Source organism: Shinella pollutisoli, from assembly GCF_024609765.1.
Classification (GTDB): domain Bacteria; phylum Pseudomonadota; class Alphaproteobacteria; order Rhizobiales; family Rhizobiaceae; genus Shinella; species Shinella pollutisoli.
In genome coordinates this window covers 38,419-58,916 of record NZ_JANFDG010000027.1, presented here as the reverse complement: position 1 = coordinate 58,916, position 20,498 = coordinate 38,419, and the positions used below count along the sequence as shown (strand labels likewise).

Here is a 20,498-nt window from a genome sequence, read left to right as displayed (position 1 = left end):
CTCTAAACCCGGATCGGTCCCGCACAGAAGGAAGCCCGCCATGTTCGAAGTCCTCGCCCGTCAGCCCGACGATCCGCTGCTCGCCCTGATCGGCCTCTACGGCGCCGATGCGCGCGCCGGCAAGGTCGACCTCGGCGTCGGCGTCTACCGCGACGAGACCGGCGCGACGCCGATCTTCCGCGCGGTGAAGGCGGCGGAACGCCGGCTGGTCGAGACGCAGCCGACCAAGGCCTATGTCGGGCCGGAGGGCGACCCGGTCTTCCTCGACCGGCTCTGGACGCTGACGGCGGGCGAGGCCGGTCGCGGCCGCGAGACGGCCGCGCTGCAGACGCCGGGCGGCTCCGGGGCGCTGCGCATCGCCGCCGACCTGATGGCGCGGACGGGCACGCGCCGCGTCTGGCTCGGGCTGCCGAGCTGGCCGAATCACGCGGCGATCCTCAAGGCCGCGGGCCTCGAGGTCGCGACCTATCCCTTCTTCGACGTTCCCGCGCAGATGGTGCTGTTCGACCGCATGATGGAGGCGCTCTCCGGCGCGGCAGCCGGCGACGGCGTCCTGCTGCACGCGAGCTGCCACAACCCCACCGGCGCGAACCTCGACGCCGACCAGTGGCGCGCCGTCTCCGAGCTGATCGCCGCGCGCGGCCTCCTGCCGCTCGTCGATATCGCCTACCAGGGCTACGGCCGCGGCCTCGACGAGGACGCTGCGGGACTGCGCACCCTGCTCGACATCGTGCCGGAGGCGCTCGTCGCCGTCTCCTGCTCGAAGTCCTTCGGCCTCTACCGCGAGCGCACCGGCGCGGTCTATGCGACCTGCGGCGATGCGCAGACGGCGCTTGTCGTGCGCGGTCATTTCGCCGGCCTTGCCCGCGTCAGCTATTCCATGCCGCCGGACCACGGTTCGGCCGTCGTCAGCACGATCCTCGGCGATCCGGCGCTTGCCGCCGACTGGAAAGAGGAACTCGAAGCCATGCGCCGGAGGATCGTCTCGATCCGCGAGCGGCTGGCCGCCGGCCTGTCGCGCCGCTGGCAGGTGCTGACGGCGGTCGCCGGCCAGGAGGGCATGTTCTCGCTGCTGCCCTTCGAGGAGGCCGGCGTGATGAAGCTGCGCGCCGAGCATGCGATCTACATGCCGGCCTCCGGCCGCATCAACATCGCCGGGCTGAAGAGCGCCGAGGTCGATACCGTCGTCGAGAAATTCCTGAGCCTTTGAGAGGAAGACCGTCATGACCGTCACGCTTTACGGCCTCAAGCACTGCGACACGATGAAGAAGGCCGGCGCCTGGCTCGACGCGAGGGGCATCGCCTACCGACTCCACGACTACAAGAAGGAAGGCATCGAGGCGGAAACGCTGAAGCGCTGGGTTTCGGAGCTCGGCTGGGAGACGGTGCTGAACCGCTCCGGCACCACCTTCCGCGCCCTGCCGGAGGCGGACAAGCAGGACATCGACGCCGACAAGGCCGTGGCGCTGATGCTCGCCGGACCGTCGATGATCAAGCGGCCGATCCTCGACCGCGACGGCGTGCTCACCGCCGGCTTCAAGCCCGTGGTCTACGAGAGCCTGTTCTGAGCCATGTCGAGGACCACGCGCGCCACCCAGGCGCTGACGAAGGCCGGCGTCGCCTTCACCGTCCACGCCTACGACTACGATCCGAACGCCGACCGGGTCGGCCTCCAGGCCGCCGAGGCGATCGGCGAGGACCCGGCGCGCGTCCTGAAGACGCTGATGGCGGAGGTGGACGGCAGGCCGGTCTGCGTCGTCGTGCCGTCGGACCGCGAGGTGAGCATGAAGAAGCTCGCGAGCGCCTTCGGGGGCAAGTCGGCCGGCATGATGAAGCCCGCCGACGCCGAGCGGCTCACCGGCTACCATGTCGGCGGCATCAGCCCGTTCGGCCAGAGGAAGGCGGTGCCGACGGCGATCGAGGCGGCGGCGCTCGCCCACGATCTCGTCTACCTGAACGGCGGCCAGCGCGGCCTGCAGGTCAGGCTCTCGCCGCGCGCGGCCCTTGCCGCGCTGAAGGCCGTGGCCGCGTCCGTCGTCGCCTGAAAGCGCCTTCTCATCGGCGGCAAAGCGCTCTAGATTTCCCCCGTCCCGAAATCAAAGGCAGGCATGCTCATGAACTCTCCCGTCGATCCCCAGAAACTCGAAAAGCTCGCCGAGGTCGCCGTGCGCGTCGGCCTGCAGCTGCAGAAGGGGCAGGACCTCGTCATGACCGCGCCGGTCGCAGCCCTTCCGCTCGCCCGGCTCATCACCAAGCATGCCTATATCGCCGGCGCCGGCCTCGTCAGCACCTTCTATTCCGACGAGGAGGCGACGCTCGCGCGCTACCGCCACGCGCCCGACGAGAGCTTCGACCGGGCGACCGACTGGCTCTACGAGGGCATGGCCAAGGCCTATGCCGCGGGTGCTGCGCGCCTGGCGATCGCCGGCGACAACCCGATGCTGCTTTCCGGCGAGGACCCGGCAAAGGTCGCCCGCGCCAACAAGGCGAACTCGACCGCCTACAAGCCGGCGCTGGAGAAGATCGCCAATTTCGACATCAACTGGAACATCGTCTCCTATCCGAACCCGTCCTGGGCGAAGCAGGTCTTCCCCGACGATCCGGAGGAGGTGGCGGTCGAAAAACTCGCCGACGCCATCTTCGCCGCCTCGCGCGTCGACGTCGCCGACCCGGTGGCGGCCTGGGCCGCGCACAATGCCGGTCTTGCCAAGCGCTCCGCTTGGCTGAACGGCCGGCGCTTCGCGGCGCTGCACTTCACCGGACCCGGCACGGACCTGACGGTCGGGCTCGCCGACGGCCACGAATGGCACGGCGGCGCCTCGACGGCGAAGAACGGCATCACCTGCAACCCGAACATCCCGACCGAGGAGGTCTTCACCACGCCGCATGCGCTGCGCGTCGAAGGCCACGTCTCCTCCACCAAGCCGCTCTCCCACCAGGGCACGCTGATCGACGACATCCGCGTGCGCTTCGAGGGCGGCCGCATCGTCGAGGCGAAGGCCTCGAAGGGCGAGGCGGTGCTTACCAAGGTGCTCGACACCGACGAGGGCGCCCGCCGGCTCGGCGAGGTGGCGCTGGTGCCGCATTCCTCGCCGATCTCGGCGAGCGGCATCCTCTTCTACAACACGCTGTTCGATGAGAACGCCTCCTGCCACATCGCGCTCGGCCAGTGCTATTCCAAGTGCTTCCTCGACGGCGCGACCTTGACGCCCGAGCAGATCCGCGCCCAGGGCGGCAACGAGAGCCTGATCCACATCGACTGGATGATCGGCTCCGACAAGGTGGACATCAACGGGCTCGCCGCCGACGGCGGCCGCGTCCCCGTCATGCGCGGAGGCGAATGGACATGACGATGCTCGGCGTCATCGGCGGGGGCGGCTGGCTTGCCAGCGCCCTGCTGCGTCCGGTGCTCGCCGACGGCATCGTCAAGCCGGAGGACCTCGTCCTCTCCTCGCGTTCCGGTGCGATCTCCGGCTTCGAGGCCTGGCCCGGCGTGCACATGACGACCGACAACCGGGTGCTCGCCGACGCCGCCGATATCGTGATGCTCTCCGTCCGCCCGACGGACCTCGACGAGATCGAGCTCGACCTGCGCGGCCGCCTGGTGATCTCCGTCATGGCCGGCGTCAGCGCCGGGGAGATCGCCGACCGCTTCGGCGCGCGCCGCATCGTGCGGGCCATGCCGAACGCCTGCGCCGAGCAGCGGCAGTCCTTCACCCCGTGGTTTACGACCGACAACGTGCGCGAGGAGGAGGCCGACTTCGCCGAGACCTTCTTCTCGGCCTCCGGCCGGGCGCACTATGTCCTCAGCGAGGAGGAGCTCGACTACTTCACCGCGCTCACCGGCTCCGGCCCGGCCTTTCCCGCGCTCTTCGCCGATGCGATGATCCGCCATGCGGTCGAGGCCGGCATCGACCCGGAGACGGCCGACATCGCCGTGCGCCAGCTCTTCCTGGGCGCGGCGACCCAGATCGCCACCCTGCGGCAGACGCCGGCCGACATCGTCGATCTCTTCATGGAATATCGCGGCACGACCGCCTCCGGCCTCGCGGCGATGATGGAGGCGGACATCGCCCATGCCGTCTTCCGCGGCCTCGACGCGGCCCACCGCCGCGCCGCCCGCGGCTCGGAATAGGGCTCAGAAGAGCGAGCCCTGCCGCGGCGGCGGGTCCCCTTCCTGCGGTTTCGCGGGCTTGCGTCGCGGCGGCGCGCCGCCGCCGCCCGTGACGGCGTCGACCGTGCCGTCGGCGAATTCGATGGCGATCGCCCGGCCGGGACCGAGCTCCGCAGCCCCCTTCACCGGATGGCCTTCCTCGTCGCGCACCAGCGCGTAGCCGCGTCCGAGCACGTTGCGGTAGGAGAGCGATTCGAGCATGCGGCCCTGCGCCTGCAGGAGTGCCCGGCGGCGGCCGAGCGTGCCGGCGAGCGCGCTTTCGGCTCTGAGCGCAAGGCCGGACAGGCGCTCGCGCAGCCGGCCGGTCTGGACGGCGATGCGCGCGGGCATCGCCCGCAGCGACACGTCGAGGGCGGCGACCTGCGCCCGCGACCGGTCGAGCCGGCGCTCCATCACCCGCTCGGCCCGGTCCGCCCGCTCGGCGACGCGCTGGCGCCGCTCGGCGAGGCGGGCAAGCAGCATGTCGGGCCGCAGGTGCGCCGCCGTCCTCTCGAAGGCGCGCCGCTTGTTGACCGTGTTCATCTCCAGCCCGCGCCCGAGCCGGGCGGCGGCCTCGTCGAAGCGGCGGCGCGGCAGCGCGAGCAGCTGGTCGAGCGAGGGGATGGCGCGGGAAAGCGCCCGCACTCCCTGCCGCCGGTTCTCCATCTGCCGCGTCATCGCGCCGCCGAGGCGTGCGGCGAGCGAGGCGATCGCCGCGTCGAGGTCGGCCTTCACCGGCACGGCCATCTCGGCCGCTCCCGTCGGGGTCGGCGCGCGGCGATCGGCGGCGTGGTCGATCAGCGTCCAGTCGGTCTCGTGCCCGACGGCCGAGATGAGCGGGATTTCCGAGGCCGCCGCCGCGCGCACGACGATCTCGTCGTTGAAGCTCCAGAGATCCTCCAGGCTGCCGCCGCCGCGCGCGACGATCAGCACGTCCGGTCGCGTGACCGCGCCGCCGGGAGGAAGCGCGTTGAACCCCTCGATCGCCGCCGCCACCTCCGCCCCCGAGCCCTCGCCCTGCACCTTGACCGGCCAGACGACGACGTGGACCGGGAAGCGGTCGGCGATGCGGTGGAGGATGTCGCGGATGACGGCGCCGGTCGGCGAGGTGACGACGCCGATCACCTTCGGCAGGAAGGGCAGCGGCTTCTTGCGCTCCGCGTCGAACAGGCCCTCGGCGGCGAGCTTGCGGCGGCGTTCGTCCAGGAGCGCCATCAGCGCGCCGGCGCCCGCCGGCTCCAGCGTCTCGATGACGATCTGGTATTTCGACGAGCCCGGGAAGGTGGTGACGCGGCCGGTCGCGATCACCTCCATGCCCTCCTCCGGCTTGAAGCGCAGCCGCGAGAAATTGCCCTTCCAGATCACCGCGTCGATGCGGGCGCGGTCGTCCTTCAGGCAGAAATAGGCGTGGCCCGAGGAATGCGGGCCGCGATAGCCGGAGACCTCGCCGCGCACGCGCACCTGGTCGAACGCCTGCTCGATCGTGCGCTTGATGGAGCCGGAAAGCTCCGACACCGAATATTCGGCGAGGTTGCTCTGCGAATCACTGTCGGAAAAGAAGCTCATGCGGCGAAGTCTAATGCCTTTGGCGGCGGAAGACAGGGCCGGACGGGGGACGTCCCCAGTCCTCTGCGCGCCGCCAGCCTCGGGCAGGCTCGCGCGCCGACACTCGCGCATCGTACTCGACGCCATCCGGCGCGGTTCGCGACGGGAGATGCCGCGATGCTGTTCCTGACCGCCTTCGTGCTCGGTGCCGCAAGTCTGGCGCTGCGGTCGGCCGCGGCCTGCCTTGCGGTCGCGGGCCTCGTCCTCGCCGCCTTCGTCGCGGCGGGCGCGCCGCTGCCGTTCTCCCGGCTGCTTGCGGCCGGCCTCGGCTTCAATGCCGGCCTCTTGGCCGCCTGCCTCCATGCCGCCGTGCGCGCCTATTCCGGCATCACGCGGTAGAGCCGCAGCGCCGCCTCCGGCGCGCCCGGAACCGGTTCCAGATAGGCCGGCACCATGCCCCTGAAGAGGCTGGCGTAGAGCCCGCCGGGCTCGGCGTCGGCAAGGCTCTGCGTCTGCGCGTCGGTGCGGCAGAAGGCGACGAGCGTCACGCCCGCGCCGCGCAGGAAGGCCTCGGCCTGGAGCGGGTCGGAGAGGCCGATATGCAGCTCGGTCAGCATGCCGCCCTGGTTGCGGTGATAGGGGGCCGACAACACCCGGTGGGCGGTGTGGCGCAGGATCGGCGCGCCGAGGTCGGAGGCGGCGGCGACCACGCCCGCGGGCTCGGCGGCAAGCGCCGCCATCGCCTCCGGGCCGATGCAGGAGGAGCGCGGCGCGGCGGCCGCGAGCCCCGCCTCCAGCAGCTGCTGCGAGCGGCCGGGCAGCACCGTGCCGGCGAGCGCCCAGGCGGGCGGCACGGAGGCGAGCGTCAGGCAGAAGAAGGCGAGCGCCCGCCTGAGGTTCCCCGGATCGGCATTAGCGGCACGGCGCAGGTCGGCGACGAGCAGGCCGAGGGGCACGGCCGAAAGCAGGTTGACGAAGATGGAGCCGCGCACCTGCACCAGCGTGACGGCGAAGGAGACGGCGAGGAGCAGCAGCAGCACCAGGTGCGCCTCGGCCGCTTCGCGCCGCCGGATGCGCCAGAGGCAGACGCCAAGCGCCAGCAGGCCGGCCGCGTAGAAGCCGCCGATCGATCCCGGGTCGTGCCGGATCTGCCGGACGAAGGACTGCGCCTCGACGACACCGGAGAGCCAGAAGGTGGCGAGCAGCGGATCGAGCGCGTCGAGCGGGTTGCCGAGGCAGGACGGCGCCACCACGAGCACCGCCGTCGCGAGCACCGCGCCCGCGCCCGAAAGGATCGCGATCCGCGCGGCGAAAGGCCGGTCGCCGGCAAGCGAGGCGGCGAGGAAGAGCAGGCCGCCGCCGAAGGTCGAAAGCGCGTAGAAGCCGTAGGAGAGGCTGTCGCAGGTCACCTGCCCGTAATGCGCGGGCGGGACGGTGAGGAAGAAGCAGGCGGTGGTCGTGAGGGCCAGCGCCAGGCCGAAGCCCGCGGCCGCATCGCGGAAGGCGCGGCCATGCCAGGCCCAGCGCAGCGCGACGACGAGGCAGACGGCGGCGACGAGCGGCGTCGTCTCGGCGCCGACGGCGATCGCCAGGCCGGAGGCGAGACCGGCGACCGCATGGTCGCGCGCCCGCACCTGCGGGTCGAGCAGCATGGCGGCGATGATCGCGACGAGGGCGAGCTGGACGTTGTGGTGGTCGATCGCGCCCGGCTGGAAGCGGTTGAGCGAGACGATGAGGATCGCCGTCAGCACCAGTGTCGCATGCATGGCGGCCGTCCCGCCGAGGCGGAAGCCGGCAAGGCCCATGCCGGAGAGCACCGGCACGGCGAGGAGCGGCGGCCAGACGGCGAGTGCGAGCGCCTCGGCATGGAGCCGGTCGGTAAAGAGCGAGAAGACGCCGATCAGGTTGGCGATCGGCAGGTCGACGAGGCGGGACCAGTGCATGAAGGTGCCGCCGGCAAGGCCGAGCCGGTACTGGGTCGTGTCGAACCAGCCCTGGCCGCCCAGCAGGTCGCGCACCATGACGAGGCGCATCGTGTCGTCGTTGTCGGCGCCGACATAATCGGCCGCGAACGGCAGCGAGAAGGCGAGCAGGAGGCCGATGGTGGCGAGGCAATAGGCGGCGAGCACGCGCGGCGTCGGCCCGCTTTCCGCTGCCGTCGGCGCGGCCGGGAACGGCAGCATTGCAGGCACGGTTTCCGCCACGTCCCTCTCCTCGGCCCGATGCGTTCCGCGAAACCTAGCCTTAACCTTCTCAAGAAATAGTAAAGCCGCCGGCCCGGGCGACGGGCCGGAACGGAGAACGCATCGTCATGACGGACGCCCTGCCGGCGGAGATCGACAGCGCCGCGTCGCCGCTCCGCGACGGCCGGATGCGGGCTGGCGCGGCATGAGGCGTGTTTACTCCTTCGCGCTCGCGGGCGGCGCGGGCTTCCTCGTCGATGCCGGCGTGCTCTGGCTCGTCCTGCGGCTGACGGCGCTCGGGCCGCTGTCCGCCCGCGTCGTCGCCATCGCCGCCGCGATGCTCTTCACCTTCTGGGCGAACCGCACCTTCACCTTCGGCCGCAGCGGCCGCGGCCTCGCCGCCGAGGGCGCGCGCTACGGCGGCGTCGGCATCAGCGCCGCGCTCCTCAACTACGCGCTCTATTCCGCCCTGGTGCTCGCCTTCCCGGGTCTCTCGCCGCTCCTTGCCGTGGCGGCGGCGTCGCTTGCCGCCATGGCCTGGTCCTTCGTCGGCTATTCCCGCTTCGTCTTCGGCCGCTCCTGAGCCTCAGACGGGTTCCCAGCCGCCGTCCCGGTCGCTGGCGCGGTAGATCGCGTCGATCAGCTTCTGGTTGGCGAGCGAGCTCTCCAGCGTCACCACCTCCTCGTTCTCGCCCAGCGCCGCGCGGGTGAAGGCCTCCACCTCGCAACGGTACTGCCGGGCGTCCTGGAAGCGGAAATGGCGCGATTCGCCGTGGTTCTGGTTGGCGAGCTCGATCTCCTCGGCGCCGTAGCGGTCGGCGTTGAAGGGCGACTTCACCTCGATGAAGCCCTCGTCGCCGTGGAACACCATCACCTGCCGGTGGGCGAGCTGGGTGGAGATGTAGAAGGAGAGCTCGAAGCCGCCGAAGTCGGCGCGCACGCTCGAATAGATGTCGGTGCCGAATTCCGGGTCGCGCTCGGTGTTCGCCTGCACGCGGAGCGGCTCCTGGCCGGTGGCGAAGCGCGTGGTGATGGTCGGGTAGACGCCGATGTCCGGCAGACCGCCGCCGCCGAGCTCCGGCACGTTGCGCATGTTGGAGGGATCGCGGTTGAAATAGGTGAAGGCGCCCTGCACGTGGCGCAGCCTGCCGATCGCGCCCTCGGCGAGAAGCGCGCGCACCTTGCGCCAGACCGGGCTGTAGGTGACCATGAAGGCCTCGGAGACCAGCACCCCGTTGCGGTCGCGCGCCGCGATCAGCGCGCCGATCTCGTCGGCATGGAGCGCGATCGGCTTCTCGCAGAGCACGTGCTTGCCGGCGTCCGCCGCCTTGATCGTCCATTCGACATGCTGCGAGGTCGGCAGCGGGATGTAGACGGCATCGATGACGTCGGACGCGAGCATCTCCTCGTAGGAGCCGAAGGCGTGCGGCACCGAGAAGCGGTCGGCCATGGCGCGGGCGCGGGCGGGGTCGCGGCTGGCGATGGCGGTGACGACGCAGTTCTCCGCGTCCTGGATGGCGGGCACGACGAGTTCGCGGCCGATCTTGGCCGTGGACAGGATTCCGAAGCGCAGCATGGTGTTCTCCCCGTTTCTTGCGGGGCGGAGACTACAGCATAATTCCCCGGGGCGGAAAGCGCTCCGGGGAATTATGAGCGGTCAGGCGCGCAGCGTGCCGCCGGTCGTCTTGACGACGTTGCCGACGATCCGTGCCGTCAGGGCCTCGAAGTCCTCGTCGGTCAGCGTCTTGTCGGTCGGCTGGATGACGACCTCGATGGCGACGGACTTCTTGCCCTCGCCGAGGGAGGCGCCCTCGAAGACGTCGAAGACGTTGACGGCGGTGATCAGCTTGCGGTCGGCGCCGGTCGCCGCGCGGACGATGGCGCCCGCCTCCACCGTCTTGTCGACGACGAAGGCGAAGTCGCGGCGCACTGCCTGGAACGGCGAGAGGTCGAGCGCCGGCTTGGTGCGGGTCGCCTTCTTCTTCGGCTCGGGCATGGCGTCGAGATAGATCTCGAAGCCGGCGAGCGCGCCGGAGACGTCGAGGGCCGCGAGCGCCTTCGGATGGAACTCGCCGAACGTGCCGAGCACGACCTTCGGCCCCATCCTGATCGTGCCCGAGCGGCCCGGATGATACCAGGCGGGGCCGCCCGGCTCGATCTGGACATTGCCCATCGGCAGGCCGCAGGCTTCCAGCACGGCAAGCGCGTCGGCCTTGGCGTCGTAGACGTCGACCGGCCTGCCGCCGCCCTTCGCGGCGTTCGACCAGAGGCGGCCGGCACCCGCGAGCGCGGCGGTGCCGCGGCGCACGCCGCCGGCCACGCGCCGCTGGCCTTCCGGCCGGTCGCTCTCATAGGTGCCGGAGACCTCGAACAGCGCGACGTCGCCGTAACCCTTGTCGGCATTGCGCTGGGCGGCGGACAGCAGGCCCGGCAGCAGCGAGGGCCGCATGTCGGACATGTCGGCGGCGATCGGGTTCGACAGCGCGAGCGACGGCGCGCCGCCGCCGAAGAGCTCGGCATGCGCCTTCGGGATGAAGGACCAGGTGACGGCCTCCAGCATGCCCCGGGCGGCGAGCGCCCGCCTGGCGAGCCGCGTGCGGATCTGCAGCGTGGTGAGGATGCGCCCGTTCACCGCGCCGTGGCTTTCGAGCGGCGCCGGGCGGATGTTGTCGACGCCGTGGATGCGCATCACCTCCTCGACGAGGTCGGCCTTGCCGTCCACGTCCGGCCGCCAGGAGGGGACGGCGACGGAGACACGTTCGCCCGAGCCGGAGACCGAGAAGCCGAGCCGGGTCAGGATGTCGGTGCTCTCCTCCGCCGAGACGTCGAGGCCCGTCAGGCGCTTCACCTCCGAGAAGGGGAAGTCGACGACCTTCGGCGCGTGGCCCTTGTAGCCCACCACGTCGAGCGCGGCCGGCGTGCCGCCGCACAGCTCCAGCACCAGTTCGGTCGCGCGCTCCAGCCCCGGCACCATGTATTCCGGATCGACGCCGCGCTCGAAGCGGTAGCGCGCATCGGTGATGATGCCATGCGCGCGGCCGGTCCTGGCGACGTTCATCGGGTCCCACAGCGCCGATTCGATCAGCACGTCCGTGGTGGTCTCGTCGCAGCCGGAATGCTCGCCGCCCATGATGCCGCCGATCGATTCGACGCCGCTGTCGTCGGCGATGACGACGTTCGCGGGGGTGAGCGTGTATTCGCGCCCGTCGAGCGCCAGCACCGTCTCGCCCTCGGCCGCGCGGCGGACGACGAGGTCGCCCTTCACCTTTGCGGCGTCGAAGACGTGCAGCGGCCGACCCTGGTCGAAGGTCATGTAGTTGGTGATGTCGACCAGCGCGTTGATCGGCCGGAGGCCGATGGCGAGCAGCCGCTGCTGCATCCATTTCGGGCTCGGGCCATTCCTGACGCCGCGCACGAGGCGCAGCGCAAAGCCGGGGCACAGATGATCGTCGCCGCCAAGGTCGAGCGTCACCTTGACCGGCGTGTCGCCCTCGACCGCGAAGGCGGGGGCCTTCGGGGCCTTCAGCGTGCCGAGGCCGGAGGCGGCGAGGTCGCGGGCGATGCCGTATATGCTGGTGCAGTCCGGCCGGTTCGGCGTCAGGTTGATCTCGATGACCGGGTCGTCGAGGCCGGCATAGGCGGCGAAGCTCGTCCCCACCGGCGCATCCGCGGGCAGGTCGATGATGCCGTCGTGATTGTCGGAGATCTCCAGTTCCTTCTCCGAGCACATCATGCCGCGGCTCTCGACGCCGCGGATGGTGCCGACGGCGAGCGTCACGCCGATGCCGGGCACAAAGGTGCCGGGGGAGACGAAGGCGCCGACGAGGCCGGCGCGCGCATTCGGCGCGCCGCAGACGACCTGCACCGGGTCGCCCTTGCCGGTATCGACCATCAGAACCTTGAGCTTGTCGGCGTTCGGGTGCTGCTCGGCGGAGACGACGCGGGCGATGACGAAGGGCCTGTAGGCCGCCTTGTCGTCGACGTCCTCCACCTCGAGCCCGATCGCCGTCAGGCGCGCACAGATCTCTTCGAGCGTGGCGTCGGTGTCGAGATGGTCCTTCAGCCAGGAGAGCGTGAATTTCATGGTTCTTTTCCTCAGGTCGCGGCCGGCAGACCGTCATCCAGATGGTTGAAGTATTTTGATCGAATCAGGCGGCCTTCCCCGGAGCGCGGGCACCGGGCGCTTTCCAGCCGAGCAGCAATCCCTTGACGGAGACGCCTTCGTCCAGCTCCGGCCACCAGACGCCGGAAAACTGCATGTCCACGATCGCGCGCTGCTCGGGCGTGGCCTTCGCCAGGAACGGGTACCACCAGAGGGGCGCACGGATCTGGCGTCCGTCGGCGAGCGTCACATAGACGAAGTCCGCGTCGCAGGCGGCGGAGACGGGGCGCATCTCTTCGGTCTCAAATTCCAAAGAACTCATTCCACTTCTCCATCCAGTCGTCGCGGTTCTCGGCAATCTTGGCGATGAACTCTGCGATCTCGCGGTTATTGTAGCCGTGGCTTTAGGCCAGTTCCATGCTTTCGAGCCAGACCTTCGCCGACCCTGCATCCTTCACGACATGGATATGGGGCGGTTCGGGGCCGTCGGAGGCGTAGAACCGGAACTTGTATCCATGCCAGATCAGCAGGGTCGGCATCGGCTCACGCGCTCAGGCCCCCGAACAGCGTCGGCATGTCGAGCGGGCGGAAGCCGTAGTGGGAAAGCCAGCGCACGTCGGCGTTGAAGAAGTCGCGGAGATCCGGCATGCCGTATTTCAGCATGGCGATGCGGTCGAGGCCCATGCCCCAGGCGAAGCCCTGGTAGACGTCGGGATCGAGCCCGCCGGCGCGCAGCACGTTCGGATGCACCATGCCGCAGCCGAGGATCTCCATCCAGTCCGTCCCCTCGCCGAACCTGACGATCGGGCCGGAGGAGCGGTCGCACTGGATGTCGACCTCGAAGGAGGGCTCGGTGAAGGGGAAGAAGGACGGGCGGAAGCGCATGGTGACGCTCTCCACCTCGAAGAAGGCCTTGCAGAACTCCTCCAGCACCCAGCGCATGTTGGCGACGTTGGCCCTGGTGTCGACGACGAGGCCCTCCACCTGGTGGAACATCGGCGAATGCGTGGCGTCGGAATCCTGCCGGTAGGTCTTTCCCGGGATGATGATGCGGATCGGCGGCTTCTGGGCCTCCATCGTGCGCACCTGCACCGGCGAGGTGTGCGTGCGCAGCACCTTGCGCTCGCCGGCCTCGTCCGGGGGCAAGAAGAACGTGTCGTGCATCTCGCGGGCGGGGTGGCCCTCGGGGAAGTTCAGCGCCGTGAAATTGTAGTAGTCGGTCTCGATGTCCGGCCCCTCGGCGATGGAGAAGCCCATGTCGGCGAAGATCGCGGTGATCTCGTCGACGATCTGGCTGATCGGGTGGATGCGCCCGCGCTCGGCGGGCGAGGCGCGCACCGGCAGGCTGACGTCAACCGTCTCGGCGGCAAGCCGCGCCGCGATCGCCGCCTCGCGCAGCGCCGCCTTGCGCTCGGCGATCGCCTCGGTGACGAGGGTCTTCAGCGCGTTGATCGCCGCACCCCGAGTCTGGCGCTCCTCCGCCGACATGGCGCCGAGCGTCTTCAGGAGCTCGGAGACGGAGCCCTTCTTGCCGAGGGCGGCGACGCGCACGGCCTCGATCGCCGCCTCGTCGGAAGCGCCGGCGATTTCGTCAAGCAGGGTCTGTTTCAACTGGTCGAGATCGGACATCGCTCGTAAATCCGTTTGCGGTCAAAGAAAAACCCGCGCAGGCCCAGCCAGCGCGGGTTTCCCATTCAATGATGAAAAAGCCTGGGAAGCGCTGGCTTAACGGACCGCGCTTTCAAACTCGTTGGTGGTGCCGGCGTCCTTGAGGTACTCCAGCGCCTTCTTGGCGGCGGCGACGAGCGCGCCGAAGGCGGCGGTCTCATGGATCGCCATGTCGGAGAGCACCTTGCGGTCGACCTCGATGCCGGCCTTGTTCAGGCCGTCGATGAAGCGGCCGTAGGTCAGGCCGTGCTCGCGCACGGCGGCGTTGATGCGCTGGATCCAGAGCGCACGGAAATTGCGCTTGTTCACCTTGCGGTCGCGGTAGGCGTACTGCTTCGAACGGTCGACGGCGGCCTTGGCGGCGCGGATCGTGTTCTTGCGGCGGCCGTAGAAGCCCTTGGCGGCCTTCAGCGTCTTCTTGTGCTTGGCGTGGGCGGTAACGCCGCGTTTTACACGGGACATGTCATGATCTCCTTAAACGTATCAAAATGCGCGATTAGTCTCAGAGACCGTTCGGCAGGTAGTTCTTGATGACCTTCTTGCCATCGGCTTCGGCGAGCACCATGGTGCCGCGCGCGTCGCGAATGAACTTGTTGGTACGCTTGATCATGCCATGGCGCTTGCCTGCGGCAGCCGCCAGAACCTTGCCCGAGGCGGTGATCTTGAACCGCTTCTTGGCAGACGACTTCGTCTTCATCTTGGGCATTTTGCTACTCCATTCTTCTTGAATTCGGGACGCGGCTGACGAGGCCCGACCCAGCATTAAGAACGGCCACGGCATGCCCTGCCGGACCGTTCGGACGGGGGCTTGTAACCGAACTCCCCCGAAAGCGCAACCGGAATCCGGGGCGGACAAGCAAAAGCCGCCCCGGAAGGCGGCTTCGACCAAATACCCGCGGCACCGCGTCTCAGCGGGGAGCGAGCACCATCATCATCTGGCGGCCTTCGAGCTTCGGCTCGGCCTCCACCTTGGCGATGGCCTGCGTGTCTTCCTTGACCTGCAGCAGGAGCTTCATGCCGAGTTCCTGGTGGGCCATCTCGCGGCCGCGGAACTTCAGCGTCACCTTGACCTTGTCGCCCTCGCCGAAGAAGCGGTTCATCGCCTTCATCTTCACCTCGTAGTCGTGGGTGTCGATGTTGGGGCGCATCTTGATTTCCTTGATCTCGACGATCTTCTGCTTCTTGCGCGCCTCGGCCGCCTTCTTCTGGTTGGCGTATTTCAGCTTGCCGAGGTCGAGAATCTTGCAGACGGGCGGTTCGGAATTCGGCGAGATCTCCACGAGATCGAGGCCAGCTTCCTCCGCCATGCGGAGCGCCTGATCGGTGGGCAGGATGCCGTGGTTGTGGCCTTCGGCGTCGATAAGCTGGACCCGGGGGATCCGGATTTCCTTGTTGGAGCGCGGTCCGTCCTTGACGGGGGCTTCCGCTTTGAAGGGTCTGCGAATGGTCGTGTTCTCCTCGAACTGTTTCGATAAGGGTTTGGAATCCTGCGTCGATCGGCCCGCGCGCCCGCCGTTTCGGCGTCCGGCGGCTATGTGTCGATCGCGCTTGCGACGTCAATAGCACGGCGCGTTGAAAAAATCACCACCTGTCCTTGCCCGGACGAATCTGTTCTAGCTCGCCCGCACGTGCGCATCCGCAAGGCAGGAGAGACCCCATGACCGCAACCGGAAACGGCGAGACGCCCGAAGAGTTCCTGACCGTCGGCGAGGGGGCGCAGGCCCGCCCGATCGCCATGCGGCTTACGCCGCCGGCGGCCGGGAACGCGCTCGCCCATTTCGTCTGGCTCGGCGGCTACCGCTCCGACATGACGGGCACAAAGGCGGCCGAGCTCGCGGCACTTGCCGCCCGTCTCGGCACGGGCTGCGTGCGCTTCGACTATTCCGGCCACGGCGCCTCCGGCGGCGCGTTTTCCGACGGCACGATCTCGCGCTGGCTGGAGGAGGCGCTCGCCGTGATCGAGCACGCCCGGGCCGCGATCGGCACGCGCCGCATGGTGCTGGTCGGCTCCTCGATGGGCGGCTGGATCGCGCTGCGCGCCGTGCGGGCGCTGGCGAAGCGCGGCGACGCAGCGGTGACGGGCCTGCTGCTGATCGCGCCGGCTCCCGATTTCACCTCGGAGCTGATCGAACCCAATCTCACCGAGGCCGAGCGGGCCGCGCTCGCCGAGCACGGCTTCTTCGAGGAGCCGACGCCCTACGGCCCCGATCCGAACGTCTACACGCTGAAGCTCATCGAGGACGGGCGGCAAAACCGCGTGCTCGACGGGGTGATCGAGACCGGCTGCCCGGTGCATATCCTGCAGGGCATGGCCGATCCGGACGTGCCCCATGCCCATGCCGTGCGGCTGATGGAGCACCTTTCCGGCGACGACGTGGTGCTGACGATGATTCGCGACGGCGACCATCGCCTGTCGCGTCCGCAGGACATCGCCCGCATGCTGGAGGCCGCGGAGACGCTCGCGCGCGGCGAAGGTGTGGCCTGAGGGCCGCATTTTAACCATATTGTCCCATCGCCAAAACTGATGATTGACGAAACGCCCCCTGGCTCTTTAACCTTTTGTTAACGATCAGGGGGCAGGCGGTTCATGGCGCATGTATTCGGTGCGAAGGCGGGTGTTGCGGCGATTTTCGCCCTGCTCGTTTCTTCTTCCTCGGCCTTCACGGCCCCCGCTTCCCTTCTTTCCATGCAGACCGGCGGCGTCACCTCGCAGCCGATCGGGCATTACGAATTCTGTCAGGCGAACCCGTCCGAGTGCCAGGCCGGCAGCCGCGGCCGCGGGGCGGCGAAGGTGACGGCCTACGGCTGGACGGTCGTGCGCGAGATCAACGCGAGCATCAACCACGCCATCACGCCGATGACCGACAAGGATCTCTACGGCAAGGACGAGTACTGGACCTATCCGGGCGAGGCCGGCGACTGCGAGGACTTCGTCCTCCTGAAGCGCCGCAAGCTGATGGAGAAGGGCTTTGCCGCAAGCGACCTGCTGATCACCGTCGTGCGCAAGCCGGACGGCGAGGGCCACGCGGTGCTGACGCTCGCCACCACGGAGGGCGACTTCGTCCTCGACAACCTCAACGACGAGGTCAGGCCCTGGACCGCGACGCCCTACCGCTACCTGAAGCGGCAGGCCAATTTCCATGCCGGCCGCTGGGTCTCGATCGAGAACGGCGACGCGATGATGGTGTCGTCGGTCGGCAAGTAGGGCACGGTTTTCCGGAAATCACGGGCGTTTTGCCCCTCATCCCCCTGCCGGGACCTCTCCCCGCAAGCGGGGAGAAGGGGAAAACGGTACGGCATTCGTTCCTCGCCCCGCTTGCGGGGAGAGGATGCCGGCAGGCAGGTGAGGGGCACTCACCTGGACCTCACCCCTCGAAGAACTCCTTCATCCGCGCGAAGAACCCGGCGGATTCGGGGTTGTTCTCCTTGGAAGAGATCTCCTCGAACTCCTTGAGAAGCTCGCGCTGGCGCTTGGTGAGCTTCTGCGGCGTCTCGATCTGGATCTGGATGTAGAGATCGCCGACCTGGGTCGAGCGCAGCACCGGCATGCCCTTGCCCTTCAGCCGGAACTGGCGGCCCGCCTGGGTGCCCTCCGGCACGCTGACGCGCGACTTCGAGCCGTCGAGCGTGGCGACGTCGAAGGTGCCGCCCAGCGCCGCCGTCGTCATCGAGATCGGCACGGTGCAGTAGAGGTCGGCGCCGTCGCGCTGGAAGAACTCGTGCGGCTTGACCGACAGGAAGATGTAGAGGTCGCCCGCCGGCCCTCCGCGAAGCCCGGCCTCGCCCTCGCCGGCAAGGCGGATACGGGTGCCGTCCTCGATGCCGGCCGGGATGTTGACCGACAGCGAGCGCTCTTCGGTGACGCGGCCCTGGCCGTGGCACTTGGTGCAGGGGTCGCTGATCGTCTGGCCGCGGCCGTGGCAAGTCGGGCAGGTGCGCTCGATCGAGAAGAAGCCCTGGGCGGCGCGCACGCGGCCCGAGCCGCCGCAGGTCGCGCAGGTCTTCGGGCTGGTGCCGGGCTTGGCGCCCGAGCCGGAACAGGCGTCGCAGGTGATCGACGTCGGCACGCGGATCTGCGCGGTCTTGCCCGAATAGGCCTCTTCCAGCGAGATCTCCATGTTGTAGCGCAGATCCCCGCCGCGCTCGCGCCCGCCGGAGGAGCGCCGCTGGCGCCCGCCGCCCATCATCTCGCCGAAGATGTCCTCGAAGATGTCGGAGAAGCCGCCGCCGGAAAAGCCGGCGCCGTTGCCGCCGAAGCCGCCGGCGCCCATGCCGCCCTGCTCGAAGGCCGCATGGCCGTAGCGGTCGTAGGCGGCCCGCTTCTGCGGGTCCTTCAGCGTCTCGTAGGCCTCGTTGACGTCCTTGAACTTCTGCTCGGCCGACGCATCCCCCGGATTCTTGTCCGGGTGGTATTTCATCGCCATCTTGCGGAAGGCGCTCTTCAGCTCCTTCTCGTCGGCGGTCCTGGAAACACCCAGCGTTTCGTAAAAATCAGCTTTTGCCATCGGGGTTCACGTCCGTTTCATGGACTGGTCGTCAATCTTGCGTCTGTGATGAAAGCCTGCGCACGCGAAAAGGCGGACACCGGGGCGGGGAGAAGGCCATGACGTCGTCGCCGCGTTGAACGGGAGTGATCATGTGGCCCTGTTCCCTTCGCGCCGGTTTCCGCCTTCCGCTGTCCGTTGGGCCGGCCGCTTGGCGCGGCCGGCATTTTCAGGCTCAGGCCGACTTCTTGCGGTCGTCCTCGTCCTTGACTTCCTCGTAGTCGGCGTCGACGACGTTGTCGCCGGCCTCGTCCGGGGAGGAGGCGCCCGCCTCGGCCTGCTGGGCCTCGTAGATCGCCTGGCCGAGCTTCATGGAGACTTCCATGAGCGTGTTGGTCTTGGCCTTGATGTCCTCGGCGTCCGGCTCGGAAACCTCGGTGGCGGCCTTCAGCGCAGCGATCGCGTCCTCGATGGCCTTGCGGTCGTCTTCGGAGACCTTGTCGCCGTATTCCTTGAGCGACTTCTCCGAGGAGTGGACCAGGCTTTCGGCCTGGTTCTTCGCCTCGACGGTCTCGCGGCGCTTCTTGTCGGCCTCGGCATTGGCCTCGGCGTCCTTCACCATCTTCTCGATGTCGGCGTCGGAAAGACCCCCCGAGGCCTGGATGCGGATCTGGTGCTCCTTGCCGGTGCCCTTGTCCTTCGCCGAGACCTGCACGATGCCGTTGGCGTCGATGTCGAAGGTGACCTCGATCTGCGGCACGCCGCGCGGCGCCGGCGGGATGCCGACGAGGTCGAACTGGCCGAGCAGCTTGTTGTCCGCGGCCATTTCGCGCTCGCCCTGGCTGACGCGGATGGTCACGGCCGACTGGTTGTCCTCGGCGGTCGAGAAGGTCTGGCTCTTCTTCGTCGGGATCGTCGTGTTGCGCTCGATCAGACGGGTGAAGACGCCGCCCAGCGTCTCGATGCCCAGCGACAGCGGCGTCACGTCGAGAAGCAGCACGTCCTTGACGTCGCCCTGCAGCACGCCGGCCTGGATGGCCGCACCCATGGCGACGACCTCATCCGGGTTGACGCCCTTGTGCGGCTCCTTGCCGAACAGCTGCTTGACGGTCTCCTGCACCTTCGGCATGCGGCTCATGCCGCCGACGAGGACGACCTCGTCGATCTCGGCCGCGGTCACGCCGGCATCCTTCAGCGCCGCCTTGCAGGGCGCCACGGTGCGCTGCACGAGGTCGTCGACGAGGCTTTCGAACTTGGCGCGCGACAGCTTCATCGTCAGGTGCTTCGGGCCGGAGGCGTCCGCCGTGATGAACGGCAGGTTGATCTCGGTCTGCTGCGAGGAGGAGAGCTCGATCTTGGCCTTTTCCGCCGCTTCCTTGAGGCGCTGCAGCGCGAGCTTGTCGTTCTTCAGGTCGATGCCCTGGTCCTTCTTGAACTCGGCCGCGAGGTATTCGACGAGACGCATGTCGAAGTCTTCACCGCCGAGGAAGGTGTCGCCGTTGGTCGACTTCACCTCGAAGACGCCGTCGCCGATCTCGAGCACGGAGATGTCGAAGGTGCCGCCGCCGAGGTCGTAGACGGCGATCGTCTTGCCGTCCTTCTTGTCGAGGCCGTAGGCGAGCGCGGCAGCGGTCGGCTCGTTGATGATGCGCAGCACTTCGAGGCCGGCGATCTTGCCGGCGTCCTTGGTGGCCTGGCGCTGGGCGTCGTTGAAGTAGGCGGGAACCGTGATGACGGCCTTCTCGACCTTCTCGCCGAGGTAGGATTCGGCGGTTTCCTTCATCTTCTGCAGGATCATCGCGGAGATTTGCGAGGGCGAATAGGCCTTGCCCTGGGCGTCGACCCAGGCGTCGCCGTTGTCGCCCTTGACGATCTTGTAGGGGACGAGGCCCTTGTCCTTCTCGACGAGCTTGTCGTCGTAGCGGCGGCCGATCAGGCGCTTGACCGCGAAGAGGGTGTTTTCCGGGTTGGTGACGGCCTGGCGCTTGGCCGGCTGGCCGGTCAGCCGCTCGCCGTCGTCGGTGAAGGCGACCATGGAGGGCGTGGTGCGCGCGCCTTCGGCGTTTTCGATGACTTTCGCATCCTTGCCGTCCATGACGGCGACGCAGGAGTTGGTCGTTCCGAGGTCGATACCGATTACTTTTGCCATGTCATTCTCTCCTTGAAGCGAACCGCCGGAACCCGATCAGGCATTCTTTCGGCAGTCCCTATGGTATGGTCTTCGCAAAAGCGGGAGCCCGAGCTCGCGGCTTTGCGGCGTATATAAGGACGCCCCCGAACGACTGCAAGACATCGAACGGCCGCAAAGCGGGCAAAATCAGCGATATGGCGGGATGCCTCCTCTTTGCGGCCCAATGTGGATG

The 20,498-nt window shown here is 68.6% G+C and carries 21 protein-coding genes; 9 read left to right on the top strand and 12 right to left on the bottom strand.

Annotated features, from left to right (window positions below):
* Positions 1 to 40 precede the first annotated feature (40 nt).
* The 5 genes from NNZ72_RS19940 to NNZ72_RS19920 all read left to right on the top strand — a co-directional run bounded on the left by NNZ72_RS19940 (position 41) and on the right by NNZ72_RS19920 (position 4,135).
* A complete protein-coding gene (locus tag NNZ72_RS19940; protein WP_257317301.1) occupies positions 41 to 1,210 on the top strand; it encodes an amino acid aminotransferase in 1,170 nt (389 codons plus the stop codon).
* Positions 1,211 to 1,223: 13 nt separating this feature from the next.
* Positions 1,224 to 1,568 (top strand): arsenate reductase, encoded by a 345-nt coding sequence (locus NNZ72_RS19935; RefSeq protein WP_257317300.1) that lies wholly within the window; start codon positions 1,224 to 1,226, stop codon positions 1,566 to 1,568.
* A gap of 3 nt (positions 1,569 to 1,571) precedes the next feature.
* Positions 1,572 to 2,045, top strand: a complete 474-nt coding sequence (gene ybaK / locus NNZ72_RS19930; RefSeq protein ID WP_257317299.1) for a Cys-tRNA(Pro) deacylase — start codon at positions 1,572 to 1,574, stop codon at positions 2,043 to 2,045.
* 69 nt (positions 2,046 to 2,114) lie between these two features.
* Entirely contained in the window at positions 2,115 to 3,350 is a 1,236-nt protein-coding gene (locus NNZ72_RS19925; protein ID WP_371747791.1) for an aminopeptidase, read from the top strand.
* Positions 3,347 to 4,135, top strand: a complete 789-nt coding sequence (locus NNZ72_RS19920) for a pyrroline-5-carboxylate reductase family protein (RefSeq protein WP_257317296.1) — start codon at positions 3,347 to 3,349, stop codon at positions 4,133 to 4,135. Before NNZ72_RS19925 ends, NNZ72_RS19920 begins: the two co-directional genes overlap by 4 nt.
* Before the next feature lie 3 nt (positions 4,136 to 4,138).
* Here NNZ72_RS19920 and xseA read toward each other — a convergent pair whose 3' ends face one another.
* Positions 4,139 to 5,719, bottom strand: a complete 1,581-nt coding sequence (xseA, locus tag NNZ72_RS19915; RefSeq protein ID WP_257317295.1) for an exodeoxyribonuclease VII large subunit — start codon at positions 5,717 to 5,719, stop codon at positions 4,139 to 4,141.
* Positions 5,720 to 5,875: 156 nt separating this feature from the next.
* Here xseA and NNZ72_RS19910 point away from each other — a divergent pair, with 156 nt between their 5' ends.
* Positions 5,876 to 6,097 (top strand): hypothetical protein, encoded by a 222-nt coding sequence (locus NNZ72_RS19910; RefSeq protein WP_257317294.1) that lies wholly within the window; start codon positions 5,876 to 5,878, stop codon positions 6,095 to 6,097.
* Here NNZ72_RS19910 and NNZ72_RS19905 read toward each other — a convergent pair.
* Positions 6,076 to 7,890, bottom strand: a complete 1,815-nt coding sequence (locus NNZ72_RS19905) for a hypothetical protein (protein ID WP_371747794.1) — start codon at positions 7,888 to 7,890, stop codon at positions 6,076 to 6,078. The two genes, NNZ72_RS19910 and NNZ72_RS19905, sit on opposite strands and share 22 nt — an antisense overlap.
* Positions 7,891 to 8,086: 196 nt before the next feature.
* On the opposite strand from NNZ72_RS19905, the gene NNZ72_RS19900 reads away from it, so the two are divergent.
* Positions 8,087 to 8,464 (top strand): GtrA family protein, encoded by a 378-nt coding sequence (locus NNZ72_RS19900; RefSeq protein ID WP_257317292.1) that lies wholly within the window; start codon positions 8,087 to 8,089, stop codon positions 8,462 to 8,464.
* Between the two features lie 3 nt (positions 8,465 to 8,467).
* Here NNZ72_RS19900 and NNZ72_RS19895 read toward each other — a convergent pair whose 3' ends face one another.
* From NNZ72_RS19895 to infC, 8 genes are all read right to left on the bottom strand, one after another.
* Entirely contained in the window at positions 8,468 to 9,457 is a 990-nt protein-coding gene (locus NNZ72_RS19895) for a Gfo/Idh/MocA family protein (RefSeq protein WP_257317291.1), read from the bottom strand.
* Positions 9,458 to 9,538: 81 nt separating this feature from the next.
* Positions 9,539 to 11,965: a phenylalanine--tRNA ligase subunit beta gene (pheT, locus tag NNZ72_RS19890; RefSeq protein ID WP_257317290.1), complete on the bottom strand. Its 2,427-nt coding sequence runs from the start codon at positions 11,963 to 11,965 to the stop codon at positions 9,539 to 9,541.
* Between the two features lie 64 nt (positions 11,966 to 12,029).
* The gene (locus tag NNZ72_RS19885; RefSeq protein WP_257317289.1) at positions 12,030 to 12,305 is read right to left on the bottom strand and encodes a DUF2442 domain-containing protein; all 276 of its coding nucleotides are present in this window, start codon (positions 12,303 to 12,305) and stop codon (positions 12,030 to 12,032) included.
* 82 nt (positions 12,306 to 12,387) lie between these two features.
* Complete coding sequence (locus NNZ72_RS19880; RefSeq protein WP_257317288.1) at positions 12,388 to 12,522, bottom strand: DUF4160 domain-containing protein; 135 nt, start codon at positions 12,520 to 12,522, stop codon at positions 12,388 to 12,390.
* 4 nt (positions 12,523 to 12,526) lie between these two features.
* The gene (gene pheS, locus NNZ72_RS19875) at positions 12,527 to 13,612 is read right to left on the bottom strand and encodes a phenylalanine--tRNA ligase subunit alpha (protein WP_257317287.1); all 1,086 of its coding nucleotides are present in this window, start codon (positions 13,610 to 13,612) and stop codon (positions 12,527 to 12,529) included.
* Between the two features lie 96 nt (positions 13,613 to 13,708).
* Complete coding sequence (gene rplT, locus NNZ72_RS19870; RefSeq protein ID WP_257317286.1) at positions 13,709 to 14,113, bottom strand: 50S ribosomal protein L20; 405 nt, start codon at positions 14,111 to 14,113, stop codon at positions 13,709 to 13,711.
* 40 nt (positions 14,114 to 14,153) lie between these two features.
* Complete coding sequence (rpmI, locus tag NNZ72_RS19865) at positions 14,154 to 14,357, bottom strand: 50S ribosomal protein L35 (RefSeq protein WP_134647921.1); 204 nt, start codon at positions 14,355 to 14,357, stop codon at positions 14,154 to 14,156.
* Positions 14,358 to 14,559: 202 nt separating this feature from the next.
* Positions 14,560 to 15,096 (bottom strand): translation initiation factor IF-3, encoded by a 537-nt coding sequence (gene infC, locus NNZ72_RS19860; RefSeq protein ID WP_257317330.1) that lies wholly within the window; start codon positions 15,094 to 15,096, stop codon positions 14,560 to 14,562.
* A gap of 212 nt (positions 15,097 to 15,308) precedes the next feature.
* Between infC and NNZ72_RS19855 the strand changes: the two genes are divergently transcribed.
* Positions 15,309 to 16,136 (top strand): alpha/beta hydrolase, encoded by an 828-nt coding sequence (locus NNZ72_RS19855; RefSeq protein ID WP_257317285.1) that lies wholly within the window; start codon positions 15,309 to 15,311, stop codon positions 16,134 to 16,136.
* Between the two features lie 102 nt (positions 16,137 to 16,238).
* Positions 16,239 to 16,856, top strand: a complete 618-nt coding sequence (locus NNZ72_RS19850) for a transglutaminase-like cysteine peptidase (RefSeq protein ID WP_257317284.1) — start codon at positions 16,239 to 16,241, stop codon at positions 16,854 to 16,856.
* A gap of 160 nt (positions 16,857 to 17,016) precedes the next feature.
* Here the strand turns inward: NNZ72_RS19850 and dnaJ are convergent, their stop codons facing one another.
* A complete protein-coding gene (gene dnaJ, locus NNZ72_RS19845; RefSeq protein ID WP_257317283.1) occupies positions 17,017 to 18,156 on the bottom strand; it encodes a molecular chaperone DnaJ in 1,140 nt (379 codons plus the stop codon).
* A 214-nt stretch (positions 18,157 to 18,370) separates the two neighbouring features.
* Positions 18,371 to 20,284: a molecular chaperone DnaK gene (dnaK, locus tag NNZ72_RS19840; RefSeq protein WP_257317282.1), complete on the bottom strand. Its 1,914-nt coding sequence runs from the start codon at positions 20,282 to 20,284 to the stop codon at positions 18,371 to 18,373.
* Positions 20,285 to 20,498: the final 214 nt, after the last annotated feature.

Bases quoted from the DNA above. Each gene is read 5' to 3' on its own strand.
- NNZ72_RS19855 (WP_257317285.1), top strand. From the start codon at position 15,309: ATGACCGCAACCGGAAACGGCGAGACGCCCGAAGAGTTCCTGACCGTC.
- NNZ72_RS19910 (WP_257317294.1), top strand. From the start codon at position 5,876: ATGCTGTTCCTGACCGCCTTCGTGCTCGGTGCCGCAAGTCTGGCGCTG.
- ybaK (WP_257317299.1), top strand. From the start codon at position 1,572: ATGTCGAGGACCACGCGCGCCACCCAGGCGCTGACGAAGGCCGGCGTC.
- NNZ72_RS19935 (WP_257317300.1), top strand. From the start codon at position 1,224: ATGACCGTCACGCTTTACGGCCTCAAGCACTGCGACACGATGAAGAAG.
- NNZ72_RS19895 (WP_257317291.1), bottom strand. From the start codon at position 9,457: ATGCTGCGCTTCGGAATCCTGTCCACGGCCAAGATCGGCCGCGAACTC.
- dnaJ (WP_257317283.1), bottom strand. From the start codon at position 18,156: ATGGCAAAAGCTGATTTTTACGAAACGCTGGGTGTTTCCAGGACCGCC.
- NNZ72_RS19880 (WP_257317288.1), bottom strand. From the start codon at position 12,522: ATGCCGACCCTGCTGATCTGGCATGGATACAAGTTCCGGTTCTACGCC.
- NNZ72_RS19850 (WP_257317284.1), top strand. From the start codon at position 16,239: ATGGCGCATGTATTCGGTGCGAAGGCGGGTGTTGCGGCGATTTTCGCC.
- xseA (WP_257317295.1), bottom strand. From the start codon at position 5,719: ATGAGCTTCTTTTCCGACAGTGATTCGCAGAGCAACCTCGCCGAATAT.
- NNZ72_RS19940 (WP_257317301.1), top strand. From the start codon at position 41: ATGTTCGAAGTCCTCGCCCGTCAGCCCGACGATCCGCTGCTCGCCCTG.
- dnaK (WP_257317282.1), bottom strand. From the start codon at position 20,284: ATGGCAAAAGTAATCGGTATCGACCTCGGAACGACCAACTCCTGCGTC.
- NNZ72_RS19900 (WP_257317292.1), top strand. From the start codon at position 8,087: ATGAGGCGTGTTTACTCCTTCGCGCTCGCGGGCGGCGCGGGCTTCCTC.
- NNZ72_RS19925 (WP_371747791.1), top strand. From the start codon at position 2,115: ATGAACTCTCCCGTCGATCCCCAGAAACTCGAAAAGCTCGCCGAGGTC.
- pheS (WP_257317287.1), bottom strand. From the start codon at position 13,612: ATGTCCGATCTCGACCAGTTGAAACAGACCCTGCTTGACGAAATCGCC.
- NNZ72_RS19920 (WP_257317296.1), top strand. From the start codon at position 3,347: ATGACGATGCTCGGCGTCATCGGCGGGGGCGGCTGGCTTGCCAGCGCC.
- rpmI (WP_134647921.1), bottom strand. From the start codon at position 14,357: ATGCCCAAGATGAAGACGAAGTCGTCTGCCAAGAAGCGGTTCAAGATC.
- pheT (WP_257317290.1), bottom strand. From the start codon at position 11,965: ATGAAATTCACGCTCTCCTGGCTGAAGGACCATCTCGACACCGACGCC.
- NNZ72_RS19885 (WP_257317289.1), bottom strand. From the start codon at position 12,305: ATGAGTTCTTTGGAATTTGAGACCGAAGAGATGCGCCCCGTCTCCGCC.
- rplT (WP_257317286.1), bottom strand. From the start codon at position 14,113: ATGTCCCGTGTAAAACGCGGCGTTACCGCCCACGCCAAGCACAAGAAG.